Genomic DNA, 23,198 nt, shown 5'->3' on the forward strand with positions numbered 1-23,198 from the left:
GGAAGGCGAGGTCACGCCGGCTGGACCGTCAGCTTGAGGGCTCGGCGCGCTGCGCGCAGTGCGTCCGCCACTTCATCGGGAGTCTCGCCTCGAACGTCGATGTGACCGATGTCCTGGCCGCTGCCTATCCGGCGGGAGATCACGTCCCCTTCGGCCACTCGCAGGAGAACCTTCCGCACGAGCGGCGTCGCCTCTGCGGCCTCCAGGCCCTCGATCCTGTTGAGCACCCCGGCGCCCGGATGCAGGATCCATGTGCCCGCCGCCTGCCCGGGCGCGGCCGGAAACGTCACGTCGCGGCCGAGGCCGAGCCGCAGGATCGTGCCGTAGGGATCGAAGCCCCAGGCCGCCTGGATCAGGGGCATCAGGCGGCCGCCGGGCGGGCGCGCGCCGAGTTCGCCGAAGACGGGCCCTTCTTCGGTCAGGAAGACCTCCATGTGCGCCATCCCGTGCCGCAGGCCCAGGGCGTTGCAGGCGCTCTGAAGCAGGGCGTGGAGCTCCTCGATCTGGGCGGCGGAAACGCCTGATGGAACGATGTTCGCGTGGAGCGGAACGAGGTAACGGGTCGTGGAAACGAAGCGCACGACTCCGTCCTGGAGGAAGCCCTCGACGCTCATCTCGGTCCCGCGGACGAACGACTCGGCGAGGTCGTGCTCGGCGAGTCCGCCCTGCACCTCGTCGACGCTGCGCGCGATCAGGAGGCCACGGCTGCCGGAAGAGCACGCGTTCTTCATCACCAGGGGGAGCCCGAGGCGCTCCACCAGCTGCTCGGCGTTCGTCCCCGGCGTGATCTCCTCGTGCCGGGCGCATCGGATGCCCGCGTCCATCATGGCCCGCTTCATCACTCGCTTGTCGCTACACCGCTCGGCCGTCGCCACGTCGCTGCCGACGGCGCCGAGCGCCTTGCGCAGGTGAGCGGCGGGCAGGACGGCGCCTTCCGTCAGGGCGAGCACGGCCGTCACCTCGCGTCCATCGAGCGCCCGAAGGACGGTGCCGATCAGCGCCTCGGGCGGTCCGTCCCAGGGGCACTCCACCGACAGAGCGAGGCGCTTCGAGAAGTCCGAAGGCGGCGGCCGCCGGTTGATGACGGCGAGCTCGACCCCGAGGTGCTCGGCGGCGCGCATGATCCCGGCGCGGAAGCCGACGAGAACGACGAGCGGTTTCTTCGGCGAATCCTGACCCATGGCACGAGTTCAAAGACCCGGGGCCACGGCTGTCAAGGACCAATCGAGGAGCCGGAGTGGAGTGTGCCACCCGGCCCCTCTTCGGATCAGCGGAACGTGATCCTCAGCGCATCCGAGAAGTTCGAGGTGGCTTGACCGGATCCGTTGACGTCCCGGTGCCAGGCCTGGAAGTTCCAGGTCTCGCCCGGCATGACGCTCGCCGCGCCGAGCGGCGTGGGGATCGCCGAGAGATCGACGTCGAGGAGGAACGTGCCGTTCGCCCCCGAGTTCTGGATCTCGCCCGGTCCCACGAAGCGGCCGATCTGGCCGCCGAGGCAGAGCGCACCCTCGGAGCCCGGCACATCGGGGACCAGCGCCGGCGTCTGGCTCGCCAGGAAGAAGCCGAAAACGCTGGCGGGGAGCTCGGTGACGGAGAGCTCCAGCGCTTGCTGGAAGACCTCGGTCCCGCCGTAGCCCTCGATGGCGCCGACCGATCCTGTGGAGTTCGGAACGGCAAATGCGCAGTACGTCGAACCGATATCGGTCAGCGACTCGTTCAGAACGACGAGCAGCTGCGCCGCCGTCTCCCCGCCGACCATGAGGTCGAGGTCTCCGTCCTGCTCCAGGTCGAGCACCTGAACCTCTCCCAGTCGGCGATTGCCGGTGTCGATCGATTCAGGTGCCGCGAACGAGCCGTCGCTCCTGGACTCGAACAGGCTGAGCAGCAGGCTGCCGGCTCGCCGGAACGCCACGAGATCGTCCCGGCCGTTGCCGTCGGCGTCGAGCGTTCTCAGCGTGTCGGCCTGGGTGGCAGAGGAGCTCAGAACAGGAATCGAAGACAGGCCTCCGCCAGCGACCCCGAGATACGTCGCGATCTCGGAGCCCAGCGGGAAGAACAGCGCGGCCGACTCAGCGACCGCCAGATCCATGAGCGCGTCGCCGTCGAAGTCCCCCAGAGCGAAGGACGCAGCTTCCCACGGCAACTGCGCGATCAGCACCCTCGGGCTGAACTGACCGGGGAAAGAGCCCGGCGTGCTTTCCACTCGATCGCCGGCCACGGTGAGTACGTCGAGCAGGCTGTCCCCGTTCACGTCGACGACCTCGAACTGCGCCGGGGCATCGAACGGAGCGCCCAGGGTCACCGTCGAGCCGAATCCGCCCCTCTGGTCGTTCTGCGCGTAGAGGATCTGGGTGCCCCCGGCGCGGGCGCCGATCAGGTCCGGGTAGCCGTCGTAGGTGAGGTCGCGCAGCTCGACGAAGTCGGTATCGGCGGGCCAAACGGCCAGGCTGGTGACGGCCGAGAACTGGCCTTGCCCATCGCCGAAGACCGCTCCGATGCTGGCGCTGGTTCCGCCGCCCAGGGGTTCGACGAACGCGAGGTCGAGATGACCGTCGCCGTCGATGTCACCGACGGTGGCGCCACCCTGCGCCGTTCCGGTCAACGGAGCGATCTCCGCGATCGGCTGCGCGCGAAGGAAGCGACCCTCGCCGTTGTTGAGCTTCACGGCCACCCTCGGGCTCTCTTGCGTCCGATGAACGACGAGATCCTCGCGTCCGTCTTGATTGAAGTCCGCGACCACGATCGGGCCGTTGCCGTACAGCTCAGAAACGTCGATGACGGGGGAGAAGCGAGTCGCCCCCGAGCCACCGATCGCCGAGAGGTTGCGATAGACGTGGGCGCCGCTCGACCATGCGTCCGGCTGGTTGCCCGGAAAGACCGAAAGCCCGACGACGTCCACGAGGGCGTCGCCGTCCAGATCCGCCACGAGCGCTGTATTCACGGGCAGAGGATTCTGGCCGATGCGCTCCCTCAGACCGAAGGCGCCCGTTCCGTCGTTCAGCTGGGCGTAGACGCCCCGATCCGCGGAGAACGAGGGACTGTCGAGGCTCACGAGATCCGGATCGCCGTCGCCGTCGACGTCGGCCGCACGGAGCTTGATTGAAAGGGCGGCGGTCAGATTGTTCGTGCCCGGTGCGAAGGTTCCCGCACCTTGATTCAGTGCGACCCGCGTCCGGCCCGTTCCGCTGGTGGTTCGCAGCGCGGCCGCCAGATCCAGGTCACCGTCCAGGTCCACGTCGAGCATGGCGATGTCGTACACGCTCACCGTGTTGTTGAGGAGAGGCTGCCTCGTCGATGAGTCGATGGGAAAGCCACTCGTGTTCTCGAACCAGGCGACCGGGTGGTCATAGGTCGGCTGCGTGCTCACGACCCTGCACGCGATCACGTCGAGATCGCCGTCGGCGTCGAGGTCGACCAGTCGCGTGCGACCCGTGCGGACGTTGCCCGTGAGAAGCGATGTGGGGTTCGGGAGCTGGCTGCCGCCCGTGCGCTTGACCCATGCGCCTTCGAAGTTGCCGAGGTTCCCGTCGCCTTGACCAGACTCGAGGACGATGTCGAGGATCCCATCCCCGTCCACGTCGAGAACCTGCAGGCCCGTGATGTTCGAGTAGCTCGCCACTCCGCCCGTCTCACCCAGGGTGAACCGCGCGTGGCCGTCGTTGTACCAGACCTCGACGCCGTCGAAGGACTTCAGAAGGACCAGGTCCTGGTCACCATCGCCGTCGAGGTCAGCAGCATCGAGGCCGTGAAGTCTGCGCGGCGATTCGAGCAGCGGCTCCGGCAGCGCGAAGTCGGTGCCGCCGCGGTTCAGGCTCAGCTGGAGGAACTGGTCGCGCTCGAAGGGGATGCCCGTGGCAGCGGGTCTGCCTCCGAAGATCAGATCCCTGGCGCCATCTCCGTCGAAGTCCTCGGCCACCACAAAGACGGGACCGTCCAGGAAGCCGTGCAGGGCGATCGCAGGGCGGAAGCGATCCTGGGGAAGCAGAGGTAACGGAGCGGCCGCGGGGGCCGAGGCAAGTTTCGTGACCAGAAAGGTCAGTGCAAGAAGGGCCATGGCGAGAGCAGATCCTGGAGAGAGCCGAGAGGCGGGCGGGTGAGCGGTCCCACGCTCTAGGGACTCGGCTCACCGCGGTTTCTCGATTCTCCGCCCTGGGAGCTGTTTTCGCCAGTCCGCCCTGCTACTCGGCGCTGGATCGCGCGGGCAAGCGCTTGATTGCTTCGAGAGCCTCGCGCCCGAAGCGCGACCTCGGCGCCGTCTGCATGGCGATCTGATACTGCTCTTCGGCCCTTTCAGGATGTCCCGCAGCCAGGGCGATTTCGCCCGCTCGGAAGCGCAAGCGCGCGTTGACGCTCCCGACGGCGAGCGCCTTCGAAATCGTATCCCATGCGACCTTGGAGTCGCCAGCCCTGTGCTGCGACCATGCAAGCGCGCTCAGCGTCGGAACGTCGCTGCGACGGCGGGCACGCTTCGAAACGAGCTCCAGCGCGCGCGCGATCGCCTCAGGGGATCCCACGTGGTCGGTCCAGTACTCGACGAGTTCGAGGTTCGCGTTGTCGACGTTCTCCGACTCGGCGAGCGCTGCCTTCTCGAATTCGGCGAACATGGTCTCGGCTTCTTCGGTGGCGCCTGCGGCCTCCGTGGCCACGGCGAGTCGATAGAGATTCTCCGGGTGCGACGCCACTTCGTAGCGCTTCGCGAGGCGAGTCCGCGCCGACTCGTGATCGCCTTCGGCCTCGAAGATGTCTCCCATCACGCCGAGGGCGTAGTGGTAGTCAGGAAAGAGGATCAGCGCGCTCCCGGCGTAGTCCTTGGCGGCCTTGGTGTCGCCGCGCTCGAGCTCGAGGTGAGCCAGGTGCGTCAGGATCCAGGCCGCATCTTCCGCGTCCGAGGGACGCGTCGAGTGGAACGCCGCCAGCATCGCCTCGATCGATCCGCGGATGTCGCCGAACTGCTCGCGCAGGTAGCTGACGCGGGTCATGGCGATCGGCGTGCCGGGGCGGAGATTGAGCATCCATTGCGCCGCGTTCTCCGCCTCCTCGTAGCGACCGAGTTCCATCGCCGCGTCGACGATGAGTCCGTAGGTCAGCACGTCGTCCTTGGCGCGCAGATTCAGCGCGAGCGCCGCCGTGTACGCGTCCTGGAATTCATGGCGGCCCAGCTGGTTCCAGATCTGCATCCGGAGCGCAGCGAAGTCGTCTGGCGCCAGCTCGAGCGCCTTCACGAGTTCTTCGTCCGATCGGTCGTACCATTCCGGTCCAGCGGTCTCCCGCGCACGCCGTGAGTAGGCGGTCGCCAGCGCCACGTGCTTCGCCGCGCTGGGCTCCCCGCTGTTCAGCGCGGTCCTGGCCACTTCGATGGCATCGCTGGCCGGTGTGCTCGTCGCTTCGACGGGCGCGGGCGCGCTCGAAGGAGGCGCTTGCGCGGTCGCACCGTACAGGGTGATCGGAACGGCGAGGGCGCAGGCGGCGCTGAGCGCGGAGGAGAAGGTGAGGAATGTCATGGTTCGGCTCTCGGTGGGTGTGAAGAAGATCGTGAAGGCGCGGGGCGATCAGTCGCGAACGCCAGCGCCGACTTCACCCGGGTCGAGGTGACGGCGGTTGCGGCCGCTCGGGCACGACTGCATGTAGGGGAACTGCGAGCGGTAGCCGCCCTGGTTCCACATCACGCCATCGCCGAGGCGACCGTTGACGTCGGCGTTGTAGCCGCTGAACGGCGCGGCGAGCACGCCGCCGACGACGACGCGGAGGGCGATGTCGGTCACGTCGTCGATCGGTCGGCGACCGTTCGGGAAGCCGGCGTTGTCACCGGCGAGAACGGCCATGCGCTTTTGCTGGGCCGGCGGCGTCGCGGAAACGCCGGTGTTGAGGCGCAGAAGGTCTGCGACGGGGCCGCTTGGCGTACCCGCTGCGGCGATCGGTGGCGCGTAGGTCACGAGGGGCAAGAGGTCGGTGCGCGGAGCGGCCGGGACCGCGAGCGCGCCGCCGTACAGCGCCTCGACGACGCCCACGATCGGCGGATCGAGGAAGTAGCCTGCGAACTGCATGTCGTTGAGCGGCTCGTCCATGCTGAAGCGGTCCTTGTTGCCGATGCCGATGATGAGCTCGTTGATGAGCGGGTTGCCGACGCGCTGGATCTGGCTCCAGGCGCCGCTGTTCACCGCGGGATTCGGTGCGCTTCGCACGGTCATGCGCTGGCGCGAGGTCGTGCCCCAGACGCCGATCGTGGCCTCGGGGGAAGTCGGAGCCATGACCATGCCGGTCGACGTCAGCATCGCGATCGGAACCTCGATCGCGATCGAGTTGACCGCGAAGCCCGAGACCATGTCAGGGGCGAGGTTCTGATTGACGACCACGTCTTCGAAGCTCGTGAGGACGCCGGGAATGCCGCTGCGCAGCGTGCGGAAGTTCGCGGTATCGAACGCCGCACCGAGGTCGATGTAGAACGGATCGTCCACGGTGCCGGCGAAGACCGAGATGCCGCCGTTCGCCGTGTAGGTGGCCTCCTGGAACAACGACTCGTAGTTCATCGTGCGCGGGCCGACGTTGGCCGGGCACGCGTAGAACGGTGCGCCGGAGCCGCCGGTGATCGGCGTCACGTTGCCTGTTGCGACGTCGAGCATGTCGACCGTGTAGCTCTGGCGAAGGTTGAGGCCCGCGCTCTGGAAGCTGGTGATCTGCGGCGGGACGACGGCCGCGCCAGTCGTGGGATTCGCAGCGCCGTTCGCGCCGATGCCGGCCACGGCGGTGTAGAGGTCCGGGATCCGGTACTCGGTCGTGAAGCGGAACTGGAAGACGACGTCCGCGATGGCGTCGTGGTCGTTGTCGATCTTGATCTCGTAGAGGATCGCGGGATCGAAGGGGAAGAGCGTCGGCCCGTTCGCGGGTTCGAGGAACGGATCCACGTTCAGAATCATTGTCACCTTCTCAGGGGTTTCCCCCGCGACCTGCTGGCTGTCGTAGCTCACGAACGCGTACAGGTCGGTGATGTCCGCCTTGTGATCGAGGGCGGTGATGGGGGCCTCGCGGTGGTTGGAGGCGCTGGCGGTCCAGGCGCCCATGACGCCAATAGCGCCTGCGCCGAGGGCTGCAGCCCCGAATAGAGGCCTTGGGAAGGAGAGGCGTGATGGGTCGATGGGACGTGGTTTCATGGTCAGGAATCAGGCGCCGAAGTGTGGAGCGAGGAAGGAGGAACGATTCGGTTCGCTGTCGGACCGTTCACCGTCGGTACGGAACGAACTGATTTCTGGATTTGCGTTTATCCCGACTTAATCGACGTGTGCTCTCTGAGCCTCGGCTCGTCCCCGGTGCGCAGCACCTGTAGCCATCCAGTGCGCAGCATCTGCAGCAATCCAGTGCGCAGCACCCGTAGCAACCCGCAGCGCTTGCGCCGCTTCCTCCTCTCCCTACTCACTGCTCCCGTTCGTCATGGTTTTCGTCCAGAGTCTTCAATCGCTCGACAGCGATGTGCTTCGCACCGCACACGGCGATCGGCGCGCCTTCCAGAACGTCTACGATGCGACCCACGAGAAGGTTTCCCGCGCGGTCCGTCGCCTGGTACGAGATGAGTGCATGTCGGACGAAGTCGTCACCGATACCTATCTTCAGGCTTGGCGCAACGCCGCGAAGTACGTGCCCGGCCGATCGAGCGTGCAGAGCTGGCTTCTGATGATGGCGCGCTGCCGAGCCATGGATGCCTTGAGACGCCAGGCCCGAATTCGTGGTCGTCGCGCCCCCATCGAGGCTGCGGCGGACGTCTGCAGCGACGAGCCCGAGACCGAGCCAGCAGAGGCGCGCGAAATGGCGACGATCATCGCTGAGTACATCAAGGCGCTTCCGCGGAAGCAGCGAGAGGCTATTCAGGCGGCGTTCTTCGACGGGCGCACTCACTCTGAGGTTGCTGCTTACCTCGATCAGCCGCTAGGCACCATCAAGACGCGGATCCGGCTCGGTCTCGCGAGCCTCAGGCGCGGGCTCGAAGGTCGCGGTTGAGAAAACGTTGAGACGAACTTCATTTCCCGGGGGTTTTCACACGTCCATCTGGGATCCCCGGCGTACTCATGGGGTATGAGCGACGATCGGACAGGTGGGAAGCGAGTAGGGGGAACTCCCTGGGATCGGATTCGCTCCCAGCTCGATGGCGATGAGCAGCTCGACGCAGAGCTCACCCGCATGGTCGTGGAGTCGTCGCTGCCCGCCGGAGCGGTTGTCGTCCGCGCGCAATCGTCGGACTGGTTACCGACGGGCGTCCCTGGCGTGCGCTGCAAGATCCTGGCCGGCCCGGGAAGCGGCCGGTCGGACGGCAAGGACGGTGAAGAGCCCTCGCGTCGTGTACTCCTGATGTCGGTGGATGCTGGCGCGGTCTATCCGGGCCACGAGCATCCTGACGTGGAGGAGACCTTTGTACTCAGCGGCGATCTGCGCGTCGGAGATCTCTGTCTCGGCCCGGGCGACTTCCAGAGCCTGCCCGGAGGCTCGTTCCACCCGCCGCAGACGAGCGAGGCAGGCTGCCTCTGCCTCGTCATCTGCTCTCCCCATCAGAAGCGCTGAGCAGAGCCAGCTCTTCCGATCAGGAACGAAGCGCCGCGACGATCTGTCCGTCGGTCGGCATCTCTTCCTGCGGGAGCACGTGAACGTCCGCGCCGTGCATGGAGGCCAGGCAAGCGGCCTCATCGAGCAGGTCGTCGAAGTGAGAATCGGAAGCATGCGCGAGCTTGACCTTGCCGGTCACCGCATCGAACTGACCGAGCACTTCGCGATCTGACGCGACGAAGAGCGTGCTCACGCGACCCTGGTGGGCGGCGTTGAGCACACCGGTCAGGTTGGCGGTGCCGCGATCGTTGCCGACGCCGGCGAGCACGCGGTCGCGAGCGGCGCTGTGCTGGTCGTCCCAGTAGTGGCTGGCGATCTTCCAGCCCTGCGCGCGGAGAGCTTCGGGCTCGATTCGGTCGCAGTTTCCGTGGATCGCCATTTCGCAGAGCTTCGGATCCCTCGACCCCTTCCGATACGCTGCGACGTCACGCTCGGTGGCGGCGAGGATGAGCCAGAGCGGCGACTTCTGCTGCGCGCGCCTTCGATCGATGACCTTGGCCACCTCGTGAGCGAATCGGTCGAGGTCGTCCGAGCGACGGTCCGAAAGCCCCGCGCTGCTGTGCTGGGTCATGGCGGGCTGCTTGCCGCTGCCCTTCGGCGCGCCGGAGACCGAGTGGGATTGGACCTGCTCTTCGAAGTCGTGGAAGCGCAGGAACTCGTTGATGTCCGCGGGAATGCCTTCGATCTCCAGCTGCTGGATGTGCGATGCGTCGCCATGGAAGTAACGGATCGCGCCGCGGCTGAAGGCGAGGAGTTCGAACGCCGGGCTGTTCGCCACGTGTATGGCGTGCTTGAGATGGAAGCGGCTGGAAACGTGCGCGCACTCCGGCAGGTCGAACGGAAGTCGCCACTCCTCCTGGATGGTGGGTGACCAGAGGAGCATCAGTCCATGACGCTGGTGCTGCCAGAAGTCGTCGTCCTCCACAAAGGAGCGGAACCACTCCATGGCGGCCGCCTTGCCAGGCGTGCCGTCCTCCAGCTCGCTTTCCACTCGCCGGACGAGATTCTTGAGTCGGGTGGGACCCTGTCGCGTGTCTCCGCCACTCTGGGCGGTCGGCATCGTGACCGTGATGCACGGGGTTTCGCGATGGGCAAGAAGTACGTTCAGTCGATCGTGATTAACCATGCATGCAAGAGACCAGCAAGCCCTCACGGGAGGGTCGAGCCGGTCTCAAATGGCGCTCATGTGCCCATCGGCGGCTCCGGGAGTTTCGTCCGGGAGCAGGCGGTACCGATGGGATCAGTGCTTGAGGAACGACACAAGATCCTGGTTCAGGCTATCCGTGTGCGTTTCGAAGACGGCATGGGGAGCGCCCTCGTACTGGACGAGTTCCGCGCCGTCGATGGCCTTGGCCGCGGCCTGGCCGCTCACCTCGATAGGGACGGTCTTGTCCGCGGTTCCGTGGATCACGAGCGTCGGAACCTTGAACGAGGCCATATCGGGTCGGAAGTCCGTCTTTCCGAAGGCGTCGACGCAGTCGACCGTGGCCTTCAGGCTGCCCTGCATCGCGATGCCTCGGGCCCATTCCATCATGGCCTCGGAGGTTCCGCCCGCCTCGGTGCCCTGGCCGAAGAAGTCCTGATTGAACTCGGCGAGGAAGGCGGGACGGTCCTTCACCAGCCCGGCTTTCATCTCTTCGAACACGCTCTCAGGAACGCCATCCGGGTTGTCATCGGTCTTGAGCATGAAAGGAGCGACGGAGGAGATCAGGACTGCCCTGGAAACGCCTTGGCCTCCATGGCGACTCATGTAGCGCGCGATCTCGCCGCCTCCCATCGAGAAGCCCACGAGCGCGGCGTTCTCTACCTTGGCGCCCGTCATGACCGTTCTCAGGTCGTCCGCGAACGTGTCGTAGTCGTAGCCATTCCAGGGCTTGTCCGAGTGCCCGAAGCCGCGGCGACAATACGTCGTGACCCGATGGCCCGATTCGACGAGGGGCCTGAGCTGGCTCTCCCACATCTGGTGATTGAGAGGCCAGCCGTGGATGAGGACGACGTCGGAGCCTTCGCCGACGGTATGAACGTGAATCTGGGTGCCATCGGAGGCGGTGTGGAATTGCATGCTGTGAATCCTTGGAAGGTGTGGCTTTCTGGAGAGGCAAGGAGAAACAGCTGCCTTAAGTGACGTCTCTACCCGGAATGAGCGTGGCAAGGCCTGAAGGGCGGATCGTTCTGATGCACGGGGCCAGTCTTTACAGGTCCCGTTCACGGCTTTGCCGGGCCGGCGTGCCGCTCGGGACGGGTCGCATTAAGCTCTGGGGAGTCTGGCTCCGTAGCGGCACGGCCTGCCCGGACCTCGCTTTCCCTCCTTTCGAATCGATCTCTCTCATGACGACACGTACCTCCAAGGCCCTCGCGCTCTCCGCGGCGGCTGCCCTTGCCTCCACCGCGTCCTTCGGCCAGACGCTCATCTCCGACGGCTTCGAGCTCGGATCCGCCGCTGACTACACGGTCGTCGACGACGGAACGCCCGACGGCGCGGAGGACTTCTCGTTCGACTACATCGCAGCGGGGATCCCGCTTGCACCGCGCTCGGGCGCCGGTGATACCAACGGCCTCCGTCTGACCGCGAACGTGAGCGCAGGCGTCGCGGACGCGCGCACCGCGTTCCACAACACGGCGATCACGGCCAGCCGCTACCGCCTGACGGTCGACGTCTGGATGAACTTCGTGGGCACCGCGGGGACGACCGAGTTCGGCCACGTCGGCGTTGGCGGTGACGGCACGACGTTCAACAGCGTCTTCACGCCGATTTCAGGCTCGGGCGCGTTCCTCTCCTTCACCGGCGACGGCGGCAGCGGCTCGGACTACCGCTGGTTCCGTGACAGCGCCAACACGCCGCTCGGTGACGCCGACAGCACCACCCTGCCGAACACCCACCCGAGCTACCTCGGTCACGGGAGCAACAACAGCGGTGCGTTCTTCCAGGCGCTCTTTCCGTCGCCGCCCTCCACGATCGCCGGTTCACCCGGCAACATCTGGACGACGGTCGAGATCGAAGTCGACAACAACTGCGGTCTCATCTCGTTCTCGTTCGACGGACAGCTCACGTTCCGCGGCAGCTTTGCGGGTACGTTCGACGGTCTCGTGAGCCTTGGCATCGCCGACGCATTCAGTTCGGTCGGAACGGCCGACCAGTTCACGCTTTTCGATAACCTGCTCGTGGAAGAGCTTCCGCCGCTCGGCACCGCCTACTGCACGGTCATCACCAACTCGACCGGTCTCGGCGCGCTTCTTCTCGCCACCGGCGACGATGCCGTGGCCGGGAACGACCTCACGCTCTGCGCGCAGGACCTTCCGACCGACACCTTCGGCATCTTCCTCGCGAGCCCGACCTCGGACTTCGTGACGGGCGCCGGCGGCAGCGTCGGCAACCTCTGCATCGGGCCGGCCATCGGCCGCGGCGTCGGCGGCGCGATCCTGAACAGCGGCCCCGGCGGCACGTTCTCGATCACGGCGGATCTCACCGCCCTTCCGACATCGGCGGGCCCGGCAGCCGTCATGGCGGGAGACACGGTCTTCTTCCAGGGCTGGTTCCGTGACTTCGTCGGCGGCTCGACGACGTCGAACTACACGAACGGCCTGATCGTCACGTTCAACTGAGAGGCTCCCTTCGGGTAATCGAATCGAGCGGCGCGGCGTCACCTGGTGACGCCGCGCCGCTCGTCATTGGGGCCCCTTCGCTCCCGCCGCCTTCCGAAACGAAAGCATCAGCAAGAGGAGCCCGCCAGTTGCCATCAGGCCGCCGAAGCCGCGCGCCACGGGGACGATCCAGTCGTGGCCCGAGAACATGTCCTGGTCGAAGAGCAGCTCGCGTCCTTCCCGCAGCTCGAGGATGGCGAGCGGGATCGAAAGGCTGGCAAACTCGCCTTCCGTCGGTCGGACGACGGACCCGAGTTCCACGACGGTGCCTTCCTTCAGCCGTTCTTTCAGCCGATCCTCGAGACCCTCCACCTTCCCCAGGTGATTGACCTGGTAAGAGCCGGGCTGCCCGACGACCTCCAGGCTCATGGTATGCCCGAACTTCTGGGTCTCCGTGAACCGCACGGAGGCGATGGGCACTTCCAGCGTCACCCTGTCCAGAACACCGGAAGCGACCTGAGTGCTGACCCAGTAGACCAGGGAACCCGCGGCGATGAAAACGAGTGCGACGAGGCGAATGACGATCATGGGGGCGGTGAATCGAGCGCTTTCGATGAGCGCCAAGGTGAACGCGAGATAGCTGGGTTCAGCCGGCAATCGCTCACGCTGACAGGCGTCAGAAGGGGGCGCGAGTCTACCAGTCGGTGAAGCCCGCGGGATAGGCCCACGCCTCTTCGATCCCCTTCTCGGCGAAGAAGGCTTCGTTCATCATGAACTGCAGCTCGCACATGCCGTTCATGTACTTCCAAAGCGGATCGAGCCCGACGGCGGCGCGCCGCGCATCGACCTCGGCGGGGTCCTCCAGGGGCTTCGGGAACGCGCGCCCCGTCTCCATGTCGTAGTCGGTCTGCGACCCGTACACCTGCAGTCCCCCGGTATTGATCCGGACGCGATCGACGAGGAGCGCTTCCTCGCGCGAATCGAACGTCCCCTTCGGCAAGGCCCGTATCGCTTTCAGCACCGAAGCCTGGAAGTCAGGGTGGCGATCGTCGTGCTGCACGAGGACCCAGAAATCCCCGGCCGCGTCCTCTCCAACCCGCTCGGGCGTCGGGAGACCGTATGTCTCGAAGATCTCGCGGCAGCGCTCGCCCCGCTGATCCTGAAGCGCATCCTTATCGTCGAAGAACCCAGGCTCGCGCGAGGCCGGATCTCCCTCCATGACGAGCTGCTCCCAGCGCTGGTCATCCTCTGCCATGTCCTGGACTTCCTCGATGATGCCCGAGGGAATCGGTGGTGCCGATGCCGGAGCCGGTGCCGGGGAGGCGCAGGCGGCGGCGAGTCCAAGTGCCGTTAGCAGCCGAGTGGTCGTGGTGGTGTCCGAAGAGTTCATGGGATCACGTGATGCAGGGAGAGGTCAGAAGCGCCGCGTCTTGCTCGAGGGTAGAGGGGATCTCCTGGCGAGGCGGCGGCCTCGCGATCGTGGGGCACGGCGTGGATTGTCCATTGTCAGGGTGCTGGCTAGCCTCCTAGCTCGACAGTGCGACCCGCTACGACGACGTAGTTCCGTTGAGTCTCTAGACCCTCGTCCAATCGATAAGTGCCGACCGGGACGCTCAGTTCCACGCCGTTGGAGGCCGAAGGTCTGACGTGGGCCAGATCGGCATCGATCCACTGGCCTATGCTGCTTCCCGTGTCCACGTGGAACGCAGACCGAAGGGTCTGCTCACTGCTAGCCTGCAGGACGCCCATGCTCCGTAGCTCCGCCTTGTTGAGACCGGGGCGCAGTACCTCGGTTTCGCGGCCCCACCAGGCCCCGGGGACGATCACCCTGAAGGCAGCGCTCGAGTCCGATGTCAGTCCGTTGGTTCGTGAGCGGCCTTGCGCGTCGGTGTAGGAGACGTCGACGCTGCGTCCGCTCCTCGCCCCCAGAATCTGGACGTAGGCCTGGGGCGCGGGTTGACCATCCACGGTCACTTCTACGAACGTGGGCTCGATTGCCCGGAGCTTCACCTGCGTGTTCACTCCCGCCATGAGTTCTGGCATCAGCGCATCCACGGCGAAGACCGAGTTTTCGTCGAGTGATGCAGAGTAGGCGATCTGTCCCTTCTCGATCCTCGGGCCCGTCGTGAGTCCATTCTCGTCGGTGTAGTTTCCCCGGTGCCAGGTGGAGTCGTGCGGCAGCACGAAAAGCTCGGTCCAGAGCCCGGCGAGCGGCTCGTTCTTCTCGTCGGTGAACAGAATCCGCGGAGGATGGCTGTCGACGTTCAGCGTGGTCCGCGCCGCATCCATGTCCCTCAACTGCACCTCTTGAATCGTCCAGTCGGACCGCCCTGACTCGGCTTCCACGTGAAAGCAAACGGTTGCATGCTCACCCTGGACTCCGTGAAATTCGAACAGTCCATCCTCGAGGGCTTTCTGCCGGATGCGTCGTGTGTCTCCTGAAGATGTCTTGAAGAAGACGCGAATGAAGCAGTCGCTATCACCGATTGACGCCCGAACGGTCTGGCTGACGCGCAGGTCGACTTCCAGTGTCCTCTCACCGCCGACCGAAACCTCCAGAGCTTCGCCTTCGGGAGGAAGGTCTCCAAGGAGGTTCATCGCTGTCTGTTGGCCGTCTGGGTAAACGACATACAGGAACAGCGGAGTGACGAAGTACCCGAGCTGCAAATCGAGCCGGCCATCCGAATCAAAGGGGAGCGGAGGTACCAGGCTGGAATGATTGCCGGAGTAGAGGCTCAGATCCTCGTGATCGTCGGCGCCGATCAACTGCAGGGTCAGTGTCCGAATCGGAGCAATTCCGTATTCCTGCATGTCGATGAACCCGTACGCATCGATGTGGGGCTCCCAGGGGCCCGGAAGCGGCGTCTCGAAGCTGCCCGTCTGATACCCGGCCTTCTCGATGCGTATCTCCCATTCACCACGAGCGAGGCCTTCGAACATCACCTGGCCATCGGAGTCGGTCAAGGCGCGAAACGTGTTGCCGGCGGGCCAGCCGTTGGCGAGATCGACCCGCGTGCAAATCGCCTCTGCATCGGGTACGTCCGTGAACTTGACGGTATCGGTGACGCCGAGGCGAAGGTCGAACAGTCGAGGTGGCTCGAGGGGCACTGTCACGTCCCTGTCGTCCACGGCAAAGCCAGTCACGGCGCCGTAGCCCATCTCGGTTCTGATCGCGGCGGAGTAGTTACCCGGGGCGAGCCGCGTGCGCCGCGCCGTATCGCCGGGATCCCAGGCGACCGAGTCGTCGAGCGGCGGCTCATCGGAAGCGATCAGCAAGGTCGCAGGAGCGGTGACTGAACTCCCTTCAGTCAGGGCAAGAGTCACTTCGAACGTAGTTGACGCGGAGATTGCACTCTTGTTGCCCAGGGCCGCGGTAACCGGCCGTCCCCATGCCTCTGCCTCTGAAGAGGTCGCCGGGAGCGGGCGCCTTCTTCGGTCGTCAAACTGCCCTCGAGCCAGCGCTTCGCCCGCAGCCCCGAGGCCGGTTTCCAACCGGGCCTCTGGCGTGGTCGGACGGACCCCCATGGAAGGACCAGCTCTCGCCTTCTGATGAGACTCATCCGTCTCGAAACTCCTCAGCGCAAGCGCGAGTATTCCGAGCGCAGTGACTCCGAAGACAAGCCAGACTTGCGCCTTCCTCATGGATGCGGGGGGGTCACGGGTGGGCTCGCCGGAGGGCGAGGTGGTTGATTCTTGATATCCGTGATAGGTACACCGCCACTCGCCGTTGTTTGCGCCGCAATGCCGGCTACCAGGGCAGCGCACGCGGCGGGCTCCATGCTCGCGATCGCAGAGGGGTCCATCACACACGGGAAAGCCATGAAGAGAATCCATCTCATGGTCTGGAGCCTATCACGAGCGCCCTGTTTGCAGAAGCGCCCCTCAAGACTCTCCCAGCAGCAAGAGCAGCTTTTTGGTTGCGTCCTTGCCCTCACGTCGGGCTCTGGTCCTGGTGATGGCACTCTTCCAGCGCTCATTCATGATCGGCTCTTCGTCTCGCGCGCGGTCCAAGAACCAGCGCATTGACATAAAGAGCCCGCAGTCAGCCGCGATGAGAGCTCCGCTGAAGAGAGCGTTGCATCGCTCCTCGGGAGTTCCGTTCGCAGCGACCAGCCGATAGCAGCGGAGCGATTCCCCAATTCGACCCAGGCGCATCGAGCTAAATGCCCGCGAGAGGATCAGCGCGTCGAAGTTGGCGCGAGGATGGAGCCTTCGCAAGCCGTGGTCGGTGATCCGGAGCGCCTCTTGATCATCGCCACACAGAGTCGCCACGGCGGCAGCGCGTCGATAGGCACCGACGGACGGGAAGAGTTCGGCGAGCGCAAGACTGGCAACCCTGGCCGCAGGCCCGTGAAGAGTGGAGAGTGGCGTTCCGGCCGCCAACGGATCCCACTCTCGTTGCCACAGCTGACTGGATGAACCAGGCTCGACGTCGACGAAGAACAGTGGAGCACGTCGATGTGTGGCAAGCCAAGTACCGACCTCCGCGCCCAGCAGCGCCGCAGCGTGGCCTCGCTGGCTCTTTCTTGACGAACTCGCCAGAACTTGCCGCAGCGACTCAGCCTGGGCAGCTTGTGGCGGTACCGAGAGCACTCGCGAAATCATGTATCCGACGAAACCAATCGAATGAGTGAGCGAAGCGCTTGAGCCGGATCAGCGATCTCGACGTCGTCAACCATCTCGTTGATTTCCCTGTCGATGTAGTCAAAGAGCGATGAGCGGCGGATCGGTAGGAAGATCGCCACGCGCTCCGCTTTCGGGCGTTGGTGAAACGTTCTCATGAGTTCGTGCACTCGATCGTCCTCCACCCCAAAAATCACGGCGCTGCGACGGAAAAATTCCGTCGCGCCAGTATCCAGCCAGGACTCCGGAGATCGACTGAAGTCGAGAACGTGCTTCTCAACGAGATCAGACCAGATCTTGAGCAGGTCGCCGTCTGGCATGGACTTCCAATCCGCGGTTGCATCCAGGTCACGGCAGGCTCGTTCCAGAATCGAGCTGACGGGCCCGATTCCTCCACGCTTGAACAACGTCTTCTCGATGCTTCTGGCCAGAGTGCGAGACTCCTCAGCCCCCTGTTCTGTCCCTATCTGATTCTGCTCGGCGCGGCTCCTCAGGGCGCGGACCAGGTTCTGCGTCTCGGGGTGATTCATGAATCGTGTGTACCACAAGGTTCACCACTTGCCCACTCGAAGCGCTTCTGGGTGGAGTGGCGCGTCATCGCTAGCAAAATTCAGTCATTGCCAGCACGGACATTGGGTGGTCGGCCCTGGGTCTCGATCACTCGCGTTAGCGCGCCCGGTGGTGCGCACGTCATCAGCTTCGCCGTCAGCGTCAACGGCACGCAGCAGGCCGATGCCGGCCCCGTTGGAGATCCATCCCGTTGATAGGGACTTTGGCGCTACACTGAACGAGACCATGCATTTCCACGAGCGAGTCCAGGTCTGCGGCGAATGCGCCGCGTCGACGTCCCACGGAAAAGAGCTGCGGATGCCGCGGGCGTTCGCTGGGCTGGTCGTTGTCGTCATCGGCGTCACCTTCGCGCTATCGGGCTCGGGCGTGCAATCTTTCAGATGGTACTGGGCCGCGATCGTGGGGCTCTGTCTCTGCCTGGCCGAGGTGCGTCGATGGAGGCTTCGCTGCTCCCGCTGCCGTGGACGACAAGAGCGTCCATCCCAGGGCGCCGGGGCGCGATGGGCGAACGCCTCCCGCAGTGGAATGAAGCGCCTCGCCGACGGATCGCCGCTCGACTTGATCTAGGCCCGTCGGATGGTGGAGGTCGGACCGCGGACCGAGCGGACCCATGGGGGCGACGTTCCCTCAGTTCCCGAGCACGACCTCGACCGCATCGGTGAGGCCAAACTTCACGCCTGGCTCGATGAAGACGCCCTGGAGAAAGAGCGGCGTTCCGGCGAGGCTCGGGTCGCTCGGGAGATCGAAGCTGTGGGTTACCGGTCCGCCCATGTAGGCGGGACCGAAGCGTCGCTGAAACGGCATGCCCACCAGCAGTTCCCCGTCAGCCGTCGGGCTCGCAAGTCCGAAACCCGGAAGTGATCTTCTCGCCGGGAAGATGGGCGAGCGGACCGCTGAAACCACGAGGATCGTCTGGGAGCCGACGCCCATGACGGAGAACGGGTCGTCGAGGGTCAGGCTCAGCGTCGATCCCAGCGTCGGCTCGCCAGCCACGGTCATCGTGCCGGCCGGGTTGAAGCTTCCGTACACCAGAAGGCTGGATCGCCGGCTGAAGGTCATCGTGCCCAGGGCGGGCCCGCCATCTCTGAAAGGTCCGCCATCCTGCAGCGCGATCGGCTCCTGCGGGCTGGTGTTCTGATTGAACGAGGTGAAGTTGGCCCCGCTGTCCGTGCCCGCATCCCACACGAGGAGCGGGATCGTGACCGTCTCGACCCAGACCCCGTTCTCCAAGAGCTGGACATCGTCGCAGCCGACGAACCAGTCCGGGCTCGGCGCCACCATCGTCACGAGGCTCACCGCAGAGAACTGCTTGGTCACCTCCAGGTCCATGGTGCGCAAGGCGGGAGCCCCGAAGGTGTTGCCCAGGAGCCGCGCCCCCGCGTCTCCCGAAGCGATGGCCGCATGGATCTCGTTCGAGAGCGGGCCGGTCGATCCAGTCTCGGCCATCGACTCGATGCCGCCCGTGGCGATCCCGCCGGGCTGCCAAAGGTGAAAGCCCGGCACGTGCGTCGCACCGATCGGCGGCGAGACGTGGGCGTTCCCGGGATAGAGGCCCGGGTGCGTGGCCGCGCTCCAGGTGAGGTCGATGGTGACGCGATAGCTGGCCCGCGAGCCGTCCTGGGGCGCAGCCTCCAGGAGCGGCATCAGGGTGAAGGGCAGGGCGAGTGCGAGGAGAAAGCGGAGGCGCATGGCGGGCGTTCAGGATGGCTGAAGAGAAGACGCGTAGGGGGAGAGCGGGGGTGAGGGCGCAGCGGCGCTCCTCTACCACCTTCGACGAGCCGGCGGGCCCGTGACCTGATTCGTCGGCGAACTCGGGTCTGCCTTGCTCCTGGCCGCCTCTTCTACAACACGTTATCCAATCCCCTCACGGCGCGTTCCACTGTGGCGGTACCGAACCTGGCGGTACCGAACCCGACCCAAATCCGCCACCTTTCCGTCAGCGCGGAAAGGTGGCGGCTTGGGGGACGCGAAACCGCTGGGTTCCGGAGGCACGGCGACTACGACCGCAGGATGCTCTCCATCTTCTTTCCCCGGGCCAGCTCGTCGACGAGCTTGTCCATGTAGCGAACCTTCTGGGTCAGCGGGTTCCCGATCTCCTCGACGCGGTAGCCGCAGATCACCCCCGTGATGAGCGACGCGTTCGGGTGGAGCTTGGCGTCGTCAAACAGGGCCTCGAAGGTCGACTGCTGCTTGATGTGCTTGTCGAGCTTCGCCTTGGTGAAGCCGGTCAGCCACTGGAGGACCTTGCGCAGGTCCGCTTCGGTGCGGCCCTTCTTCTCGACCTTGTTGACGTAGTGAGGGTAGACGGAGGCGAAGGTCATCTTCGCGATCCGTTCGTCTTGTTTGGACGGGGTGTTCATGCCTTTGTGGTGGTACCGAACCCGACCCAAATCCGCCACGAATAGCAGCCCGCTCTTGCGAGTACCAGCCGTCAGGAAAAGGCTCAGTGCGCTGAATGGGAAACGACGACGAGCCAGCTTTTGGTCTCGACATAGAGATCGATCGCGCGGGTGAGGGTCCATTTCCATCGAAGCTCCCGCGGATAGACGAGCGCGAGCTCGGAGCCACCGTCGCCGTCGATGTCGGGCAACGCGGTCGCTCGGTGGTAGGAGCGGGAGTGCGTGTCGTCGTCGTGGAAGAGGACCTTGCCGTCGCTGCCTGAGCGTACCTCCACGACCGTGCCGCCTTCCACGATGTCATCCTCGTGGCCGTCTCCGTCCAAGTCGAACGCGGCAGCGCTCGCGCCGTTCACCGGAGCGGAGGGCTGGAACCGAAGGACTTCTCCGAGGTGTCGATCGACGAGGACCATTGGGTCGCCCTCGCCCTCGTCCTCGTCCGAGGCGGTGCCGATGCGGAGGGTGTTCATCGGGCCCATGGCAGGCAGGTCGTAGCGGGCGGACATGCCGGCCGGGGCTGGCGGCGCGTGGTAGCCCGTCCAGCGCAGCGCGCTGGCTCCGAGGTACGAGCCCGTACCGAGCAGCGCAGCTCCACAGATCCCTCCCAGCACCCGGATGAAGGCGCCGGGGCGCCGGTGGGTCATCCTGCGTGGAGCCGCAGCGTTGGTGGCTCGGATGGCGCGGGAAGCGGGAGTTCTAGAGGCCATGGCCCGAGCCTATTCGCACCGGGCGATTTCGGCGAGGCGGAAAGTCATGGCAGGCAGCGCCCAGCGTTGGGAGCGGCCCGCTCGACGGCCCGGTGGTAGAGTGCCTCCATGACCGGCACCTCTCGACCGGGCCAGCGGTCCTGGATACCTGCGATTCTCTTCCTCCTCACGAGTTTGATGGCGGCCTGCGGAAAGACGCCGACGGAAGGTCGCACCGAGCAAGCACGGGTGAGCAGGGAGGTCGCGGCGGCCCTGACGGCTCACGTGAGAAAGCACGGCGCGTCTCCGGCTCACCTCGATGCCTTGGTGCCCGAGTTCCTGTCCAGGCTCCCGCAGGGGATCGAGGACGAGGAGGCGCACTTTCACTACGAGTCGAGACCCGAGGCCGGATGGAGGCTCACCTTTTGGTTCGACAAGAAGATGTACTCGAGGGACTCCGACGTCGAAGGCCTGTGGATCTCGGGCGACTACGACGAGGACTACGATCGATCGGACTGGAGGCCGCTGGGCCCCTGAGATGTGCACCGGCAGGCATGCCGGGCGGTATCGACGACGCGGGTCGTCGTCGCCAGGCGCAGTGCTTCACTCGACCAAGGTCCGCCGCTCTCGCGGAGGCGCTGAAACGTGGCGGCTTTGGGTCAGGCTCAGTACCGCAGTACCGCCATGCCAGAAGCGTCAACTCGCCGTTCGTCGGGCTTCCTCGAGGAGGAGGAAGTCCTGGGCAGCTTTCCAGGCCGCTGCGAAGGAGCAGCGGACGCGGCGCGCGCATTCCGCCACGGGCATCCCCGGCTCGGCCTCGAGGGCTGTCCAGATGTCTGCTCGCCAGGTGGCGCCCATCTGAATTCGATTGCGATAGCCGCGATGTCGCTCCGCAAGGACCGCTGGCGCAAGGACGTCCTTGGCTCGATCCCTGAGGGTGCCAGCCGGAACACGTAAGCACGTCGACTCGAAGCGCGGGTCTTCACCTCGCCTGTTCACTTGAAACTCGGTACCGACGGCAAGGAGGTCGATCCGCTCGCCCGCGATCGGCGCGACGATCCGAGCGAACCGCTTGTCGTCACCAAGCCAGGTGCACACGGCAGACCAGTACGCGCGGACGCGCGGGGACGAATGCTCTGCAACCGCCCGAGCGAGCCGTTCCGTGTTGACACGAGCGCTGTGAACACCGAGCCATGTGGTCAGGATGGCAAGGACACGAAGGTCATTGTCATCCATGCCCGCTGAAGAGGCGTGGACGAGTGTCGTCTCGATATCCGCATCGGGTTCCGCCGCCGCGCTGAGGAGGAAGCCGACGCCCACCATGCGCGCGGTGAGCTCGTCGGGCGCTGGAGTGGGGTCCAACCCCGGTGCTCTATGAATACTCATTCTTGGCCCTCATCGGAAGGTCGACGGCCGTCACATGGAAGGAGTAGCGCGGGAAACGGCTCCGATCGGCCATATTCGGGTGGGCAGTGAAACGTGGCGGATCTGGGTCGGGTTCGGTACCGCCAGGCATCCCGGGCGGTATCGACGACGCGGGTCGTCGTCGCCAGGCGCAGTGCTTCACTCGACCAAGGTCCGCCGCTCTCGCGTAGTCGCTGAAACTTGGCGGCTTTGGGTCAGGCTCGGTACCGCCATGGGCAACCCGGGCCTCGATGTGGTCAATGTCAAGGCCGACGACGTGACGTCCGCCCATCGCCAGGCTGAGCTCGAGGCGTTCGCGCGGGACCTGGTGGCCTTCGAGCCCACGTTGATCGCGGTCGAGTCCGAGTCGAACGAGCCGGGATTCGCTGACTCCGGGTACTCTCGATTCAACGCCGAGGAGGACCTTCGGGTGGCCCGCGACGAGACCGTGCAGATCGCCTATCGCCTTGCGTCGGAAGCCAACGTGGAGCGCGTGGCCGGCATCGATGTCTCCGAGGGAGAGATCCGGTTCTTCCCGTTCGAGGACGTTCAGGCATTTGCAAAGAAGGCCGGGCGTTCCGCGGAAATCGATGCTCAGGTGGCGTACTTCGAGGACAAGGCGGCGGCGTTCGAGGAGCAGCAATCCGTGGCGACGGTCAGTGAACTGCTGTTGACGGTGAACGACCCGGCCTCGATCGAGTCGGACCACAGGCGGTTCTACTATGGAATGTTCGGCTTTGCCGATGATCAGGAGCAGCCCGGTGCCCCGCTGAACTATGGCTGGTACGCGCGCAACGCGATCATCTTCTCGCGGCTAGGGTCGGTTGCTCGACCCGGGGATCGGGTGGTGGTGGTCTACGGCGCTGGTCACGCGTACTGGCTTCGGCACTTCGTCGAGGAAACACCAGGATTCGAGCTGGTCGAACTCGCAGAGTACGTACGCAAATGAGCGCTACGCTCCTGCTCGAACGGGCAGTGAAACGCGGCGGATTTGGGTCAGGCTCGGTACCGAGGGGCTTCTACGCTCACCAAGCGACCGACGTTTGCGGTAGTCCGATGATCTGCCGCCAGGTGTGGTACTTGTCGCCAGTGATGTAGACCTCTTGCTGCCGTCCAAGTACCAGTCGCAACGTGCCGCCAGTTCCCCTCGCTTCCAGGTGGAACCTTCGGTAGTAGCCGGCCGGCCGCTCGGGAAGGCGCGTACCCTCGGATCCGCGGTTGGCGAATTCCATCCGACTCCAGACAGGCGGGCACCGATCGGCCCGAAGCTGCGTGATCAGCTGGGGGAACGGAATTTGACGGAGGCGCGGGTCGTCAAAGGTGTCGGGGCCGAGGTAGTGAATTCGTG

19 protein-coding genes are annotated in these 23,198 nt (G+C 65.4%); 5 read left to right on the forward strand and 14 right to left on the reverse strand.

Translation table 11 applies throughout. The features are described from left to right. Positions 1-11: 11 nt before the first annotated feature. The 4 genes from Poly30_RS03175 to Poly30_RS03190 form a co-directional block, all read right to left on the reverse strand. Positions 12-1,181, reverse strand: a complete 1,170-nt coding sequence (locus Poly30_RS03175) for an ATP-grasp domain-containing protein (RefSeq protein ID WP_145194574.1) — start codon at positions 1,179-1,181, stop codon at positions 12-14. Between the two features lie 86 nt (positions 1,182-1,267). Continuing rightward, a complete protein-coding gene (locus Poly30_RS03180; protein WP_145194575.1) occupies positions 1,268-4,054 on the reverse strand; it encodes an FG-GAP-like repeat-containing protein in 2,787 nt (928 codons plus the stop codon). A gap of 124 nt (positions 4,055-4,178) precedes the next feature. After that, positions 4,179-5,501, reverse strand: coding sequence for a tetratricopeptide repeat protein (locus tag Poly30_RS03185; RefSeq protein ID WP_145194576.1), 1,323 nt, complete (start codon positions 5,499-5,501; stop codon positions 4,179-4,181). Positions 5,502-5,549: 48 nt separating this feature from the next. Continuing rightward, positions 5,550-7,058, reverse strand: coding sequence for a DUF4331 domain-containing protein (locus tag Poly30_RS03190; RefSeq protein ID WP_419190898.1), 1,509 nt, complete (start codon positions 7,056-7,058; stop codon positions 5,550-5,552). Between the two features lie 367 nt (positions 7,059-7,425). Here Poly30_RS03190 and Poly30_RS03195 point away from each other — a divergent pair, with 367 nt between their 5' ends. Together Poly30_RS03195 and Poly30_RS03200 are read left to right on the forward strand one after the other, a co-directional pair. Then, a complete protein-coding gene (locus Poly30_RS03195; RefSeq protein WP_145194578.1) occupies positions 7,426-7,989 on the forward strand; it encodes a sigma-70 family RNA polymerase sigma factor in 564 nt (187 codons plus the stop codon). Positions 7,990-8,064: 75 nt separating this feature from the next. Then, positions 8,065-8,547 (forward strand): cupin domain-containing protein, encoded by a 483-nt coding sequence (locus Poly30_RS03200; RefSeq protein ID WP_145194579.1) that lies wholly within the window; start codon positions 8,065-8,067, stop codon positions 8,545-8,547. 19 nt (positions 8,548-8,566) lie between these two features. Here Poly30_RS03200 and Poly30_RS03205 read toward each other — a convergent pair whose 3' ends face one another. Together Poly30_RS03205 and Poly30_RS03210 are read right to left on the reverse strand one after the other, a co-directional pair. Next, positions 8,567-9,715 carry a baeRF7 domain-containing protein gene (locus Poly30_RS03205; protein ID WP_145194580.1) on the reverse strand — a complete coding sequence of 383 codons (1,149 nt, stop codon included), beginning with the start codon at positions 9,713-9,715 and terminating at the stop codon, positions 8,567-8,569. Between the two features lie 114 nt (positions 9,716-9,829). Next, positions 9,830-10,651 (reverse strand): alpha/beta fold hydrolase, encoded by an 822-nt coding sequence (locus Poly30_RS03210; RefSeq protein WP_145194581.1) that lies wholly within the window; start codon positions 10,649-10,651, stop codon positions 9,830-9,832. Positions 10,652-10,917: 266 nt separating this feature from the next. On the opposite strand from Poly30_RS03210, the gene Poly30_RS03215 reads away from it, so the two are divergent. After that, entirely contained in the window at positions 10,918-12,192 is a 1,275-nt protein-coding gene (locus Poly30_RS03215; RefSeq protein WP_145194582.1) for a hypothetical protein, read from the forward strand. Positions 12,193-12,255: 63 nt separating this feature from the next. On the opposite strand, the gene Poly30_RS03220 is transcribed toward Poly30_RS03215, so the two are convergent. The 7 genes from Poly30_RS03220 to Poly30_RS03250 all read right to left on the reverse strand — a co-directional run bounded on the left by Poly30_RS03220 (position 12,256) and on the right by Poly30_RS03250 (position 20,467). After that, positions 12,256-12,828 carry a hypothetical protein gene (locus Poly30_RS03220; protein ID WP_145194583.1) on the reverse strand — a complete coding sequence of 191 codons (573 nt, stop codon included), beginning with the start codon at positions 12,826-12,828 and terminating at the stop codon, positions 12,256-12,258. A gap of 37 nt (positions 12,829-12,865) precedes the next feature. After that, a complete protein-coding gene (locus tag Poly30_RS03225) occupies positions 12,866-13,561 on the reverse strand; it encodes a DUF6624 domain-containing protein (RefSeq protein WP_145194584.1) in 696 nt (231 codons plus the stop codon). A 128-nt stretch (positions 13,562-13,689) separates the two neighbouring features. Then, positions 13,690-15,447, reverse strand: a complete 1,758-nt coding sequence (locus Poly30_RS03230) for a hypothetical protein (protein WP_145194585.1) — start codon at positions 15,445-15,447, stop codon at positions 13,690-13,692. A 1,325-nt stretch (positions 15,448-16,772) separates the two neighbouring features. Then, positions 16,773-17,324: a hypothetical protein gene (locus Poly30_RS03235; RefSeq protein ID WP_145194586.1), complete on the reverse strand. Its 552-nt coding sequence runs from the start codon at positions 17,322-17,324 to the stop codon at positions 16,773-16,775. A gap of 667 nt (positions 17,325-17,991) precedes the next feature. Then, positions 17,992-19,053: a spondin domain-containing protein gene (locus Poly30_RS03240; protein WP_145194587.1), complete on the reverse strand. Its 1,062-nt coding sequence runs from the start codon at positions 19,051-19,053 to the stop codon at positions 17,992-17,994. Between the two features lie 308 nt (positions 19,054-19,361). After that, entirely contained in the window at positions 19,362-19,724 is a 363-nt protein-coding gene (locus Poly30_RS03245; RefSeq protein WP_145194588.1) for a DUF2200 domain-containing protein, read from the reverse strand. 83 nt (positions 19,725-19,807) lie between these two features. Continuing rightward, positions 19,808-20,467: a hypothetical protein gene (locus Poly30_RS03250; RefSeq protein WP_145194589.1), complete on the reverse strand. Its 660-nt coding sequence runs from the start codon at positions 20,465-20,467 to the stop codon at positions 19,808-19,810. A 108-nt stretch (positions 20,468-20,575) separates the two neighbouring features. Here Poly30_RS03250 and Poly30_RS03255 point away from each other — a divergent pair, with 108 nt between their 5' ends. Beyond that, positions 20,576-20,983, forward strand: coding sequence for a hypothetical protein (locus Poly30_RS03255; protein ID WP_145194590.1), 408 nt, complete (start codon positions 20,576-20,578; stop codon positions 20,981-20,983). A gap of 159 nt (positions 20,984-21,142) precedes the next feature. Here Poly30_RS03255 and Poly30_RS03260 read toward each other — a convergent pair whose 3' ends face one another. Then, the gene (locus tag Poly30_RS03260) at positions 21,143-21,832 is read right to left on the reverse strand and encodes a hypothetical protein (protein ID WP_145194591.1); all 690 of its coding nucleotides are present in this window, start codon (positions 21,830-21,832) and stop codon (positions 21,143-21,145) included. Positions 21,833-22,082: 250 nt separating this feature from the next. Between Poly30_RS03260 and Poly30_RS03265 the strand changes: the two genes are divergently transcribed. Beyond that, the gene (locus Poly30_RS03265) at positions 22,083-22,799 is read left to right on the forward strand and encodes a DUF5694 domain-containing protein (RefSeq protein ID WP_145194592.1); all 717 of its coding nucleotides are present in this window, start codon (positions 22,083-22,085) and stop codon (positions 22,797-22,799) included. Positions 22,800-23,198 lie beyond the last annotated feature (399 nt).

Source organism: Saltatorellus ferox (assembly GCA_007751475.1).
Classification (GTDB): Bacteria; Planctomycetota; UBA1135; order UBA1135.

Bases quoted from the DNA above. Each gene is read 5' to 3' on its own strand.
- Poly30_RS03195 (WP_145194578.1), top strand. From the start codon at position 7,426: ATGGTTTTCGTCCAGAGTCTTCAATCGCTCGACAGCGATGTGCTTCGC.
- Poly30_RS03210 (WP_145194581.1), bottom strand. From the start codon at position 10,651: ATGCAATTCCACACCGCCTCCGATGGCACCCAGATTCACGTTCATACC.
- Poly30_RS03185 (WP_145194576.1), bottom strand. From the start codon at position 5,501: ATGACATTCCTCACCTTCTCCTCCGCGCTCAGCGCCGCCTGCGCCCTC.
- Poly30_RS03245 (WP_145194588.1), bottom strand. From the start codon at position 19,724: ATGAACACCCCGTCCAAACAAGACGAACGGATCGCGAAGATGACCTTC.
- Poly30_RS03200 (WP_145194579.1), top strand. From the start codon at position 8,065: ATGAGCGACGATCGGACAGGTGGGAAGCGAGTAGGGGGAACTCCCTGG.
- Poly30_RS03175 (WP_145194574.1), bottom strand. From the start codon at position 1,181: ATGGGTCAGGATTCGCCGAAGAAACCGCTCGTCGTTCTCGTCGGCTTC.
- Poly30_RS03225 (WP_145194584.1), bottom strand. From the start codon at position 13,561: ATGAACTCTTCGGACACCACCACGACCACTCGGCTGCTAACGGCACTT.
- Poly30_RS03180 (WP_145194575.1), bottom strand. From the start codon at position 4,054: ATGGCCCTTCTTGCACTGACCTTTCTGGTCACGAAACTTGCCTCGGCC.
- Poly30_RS03235 (WP_145194586.1), bottom strand. From the start codon at position 17,324: ATGAATCACCCCGAGACGCAGAACCTGGTCCGCGCCCTGAGGAGCCGC.
- Poly30_RS03255 (WP_145194590.1), top strand. From the start codon at position 20,576: ATGACCGGCACCTCTCGACCGGGCCAGCGGTCCTGGATACCTGCGATT.
- Poly30_RS03205 (WP_145194580.1), bottom strand. From the start codon at position 9,715: ATGGTTAATCACGATCGACTGAACGTACTTCTTGCCCATCGCGAAACC.
- Poly30_RS03240 (WP_145194587.1), bottom strand. From the start codon at position 19,053: ATGCGCCTCCGCTTTCTCCTCGCACTCGCCCTGCCCTTCACCCTGATG.
- Poly30_RS03190 (WP_419190898.1), bottom strand. From the start codon at position 7,058: ATGGGCGCCTGGACCGCCAGCGCCTCCAACCACCGCGAGGCCCCCATC.
- Poly30_RS03260 (WP_145194591.1), bottom strand. From the start codon at position 21,832: ATGAGTATTCATAGAGCACCGGGGTTGGACCCCACTCCAGCGCCCGAC.
- Poly30_RS03215 (WP_145194582.1), top strand. From the start codon at position 10,918: ATGACGACACGTACCTCCAAGGCCCTCGCGCTCTCCGCGGCGGCTGCC.
- Poly30_RS03265 (WP_145194592.1), top strand. From the start codon at position 22,083: ATGGGCAACCCGGGCCTCGATGTGGTCAATGTCAAGGCCGACGACGTG.
- Poly30_RS03250 (WP_145194589.1), bottom strand. From the start codon at position 20,467: ATGGCCTCTAGAACTCCCGCTTCCCGCGCCATCCGAGCCACCAACGCT.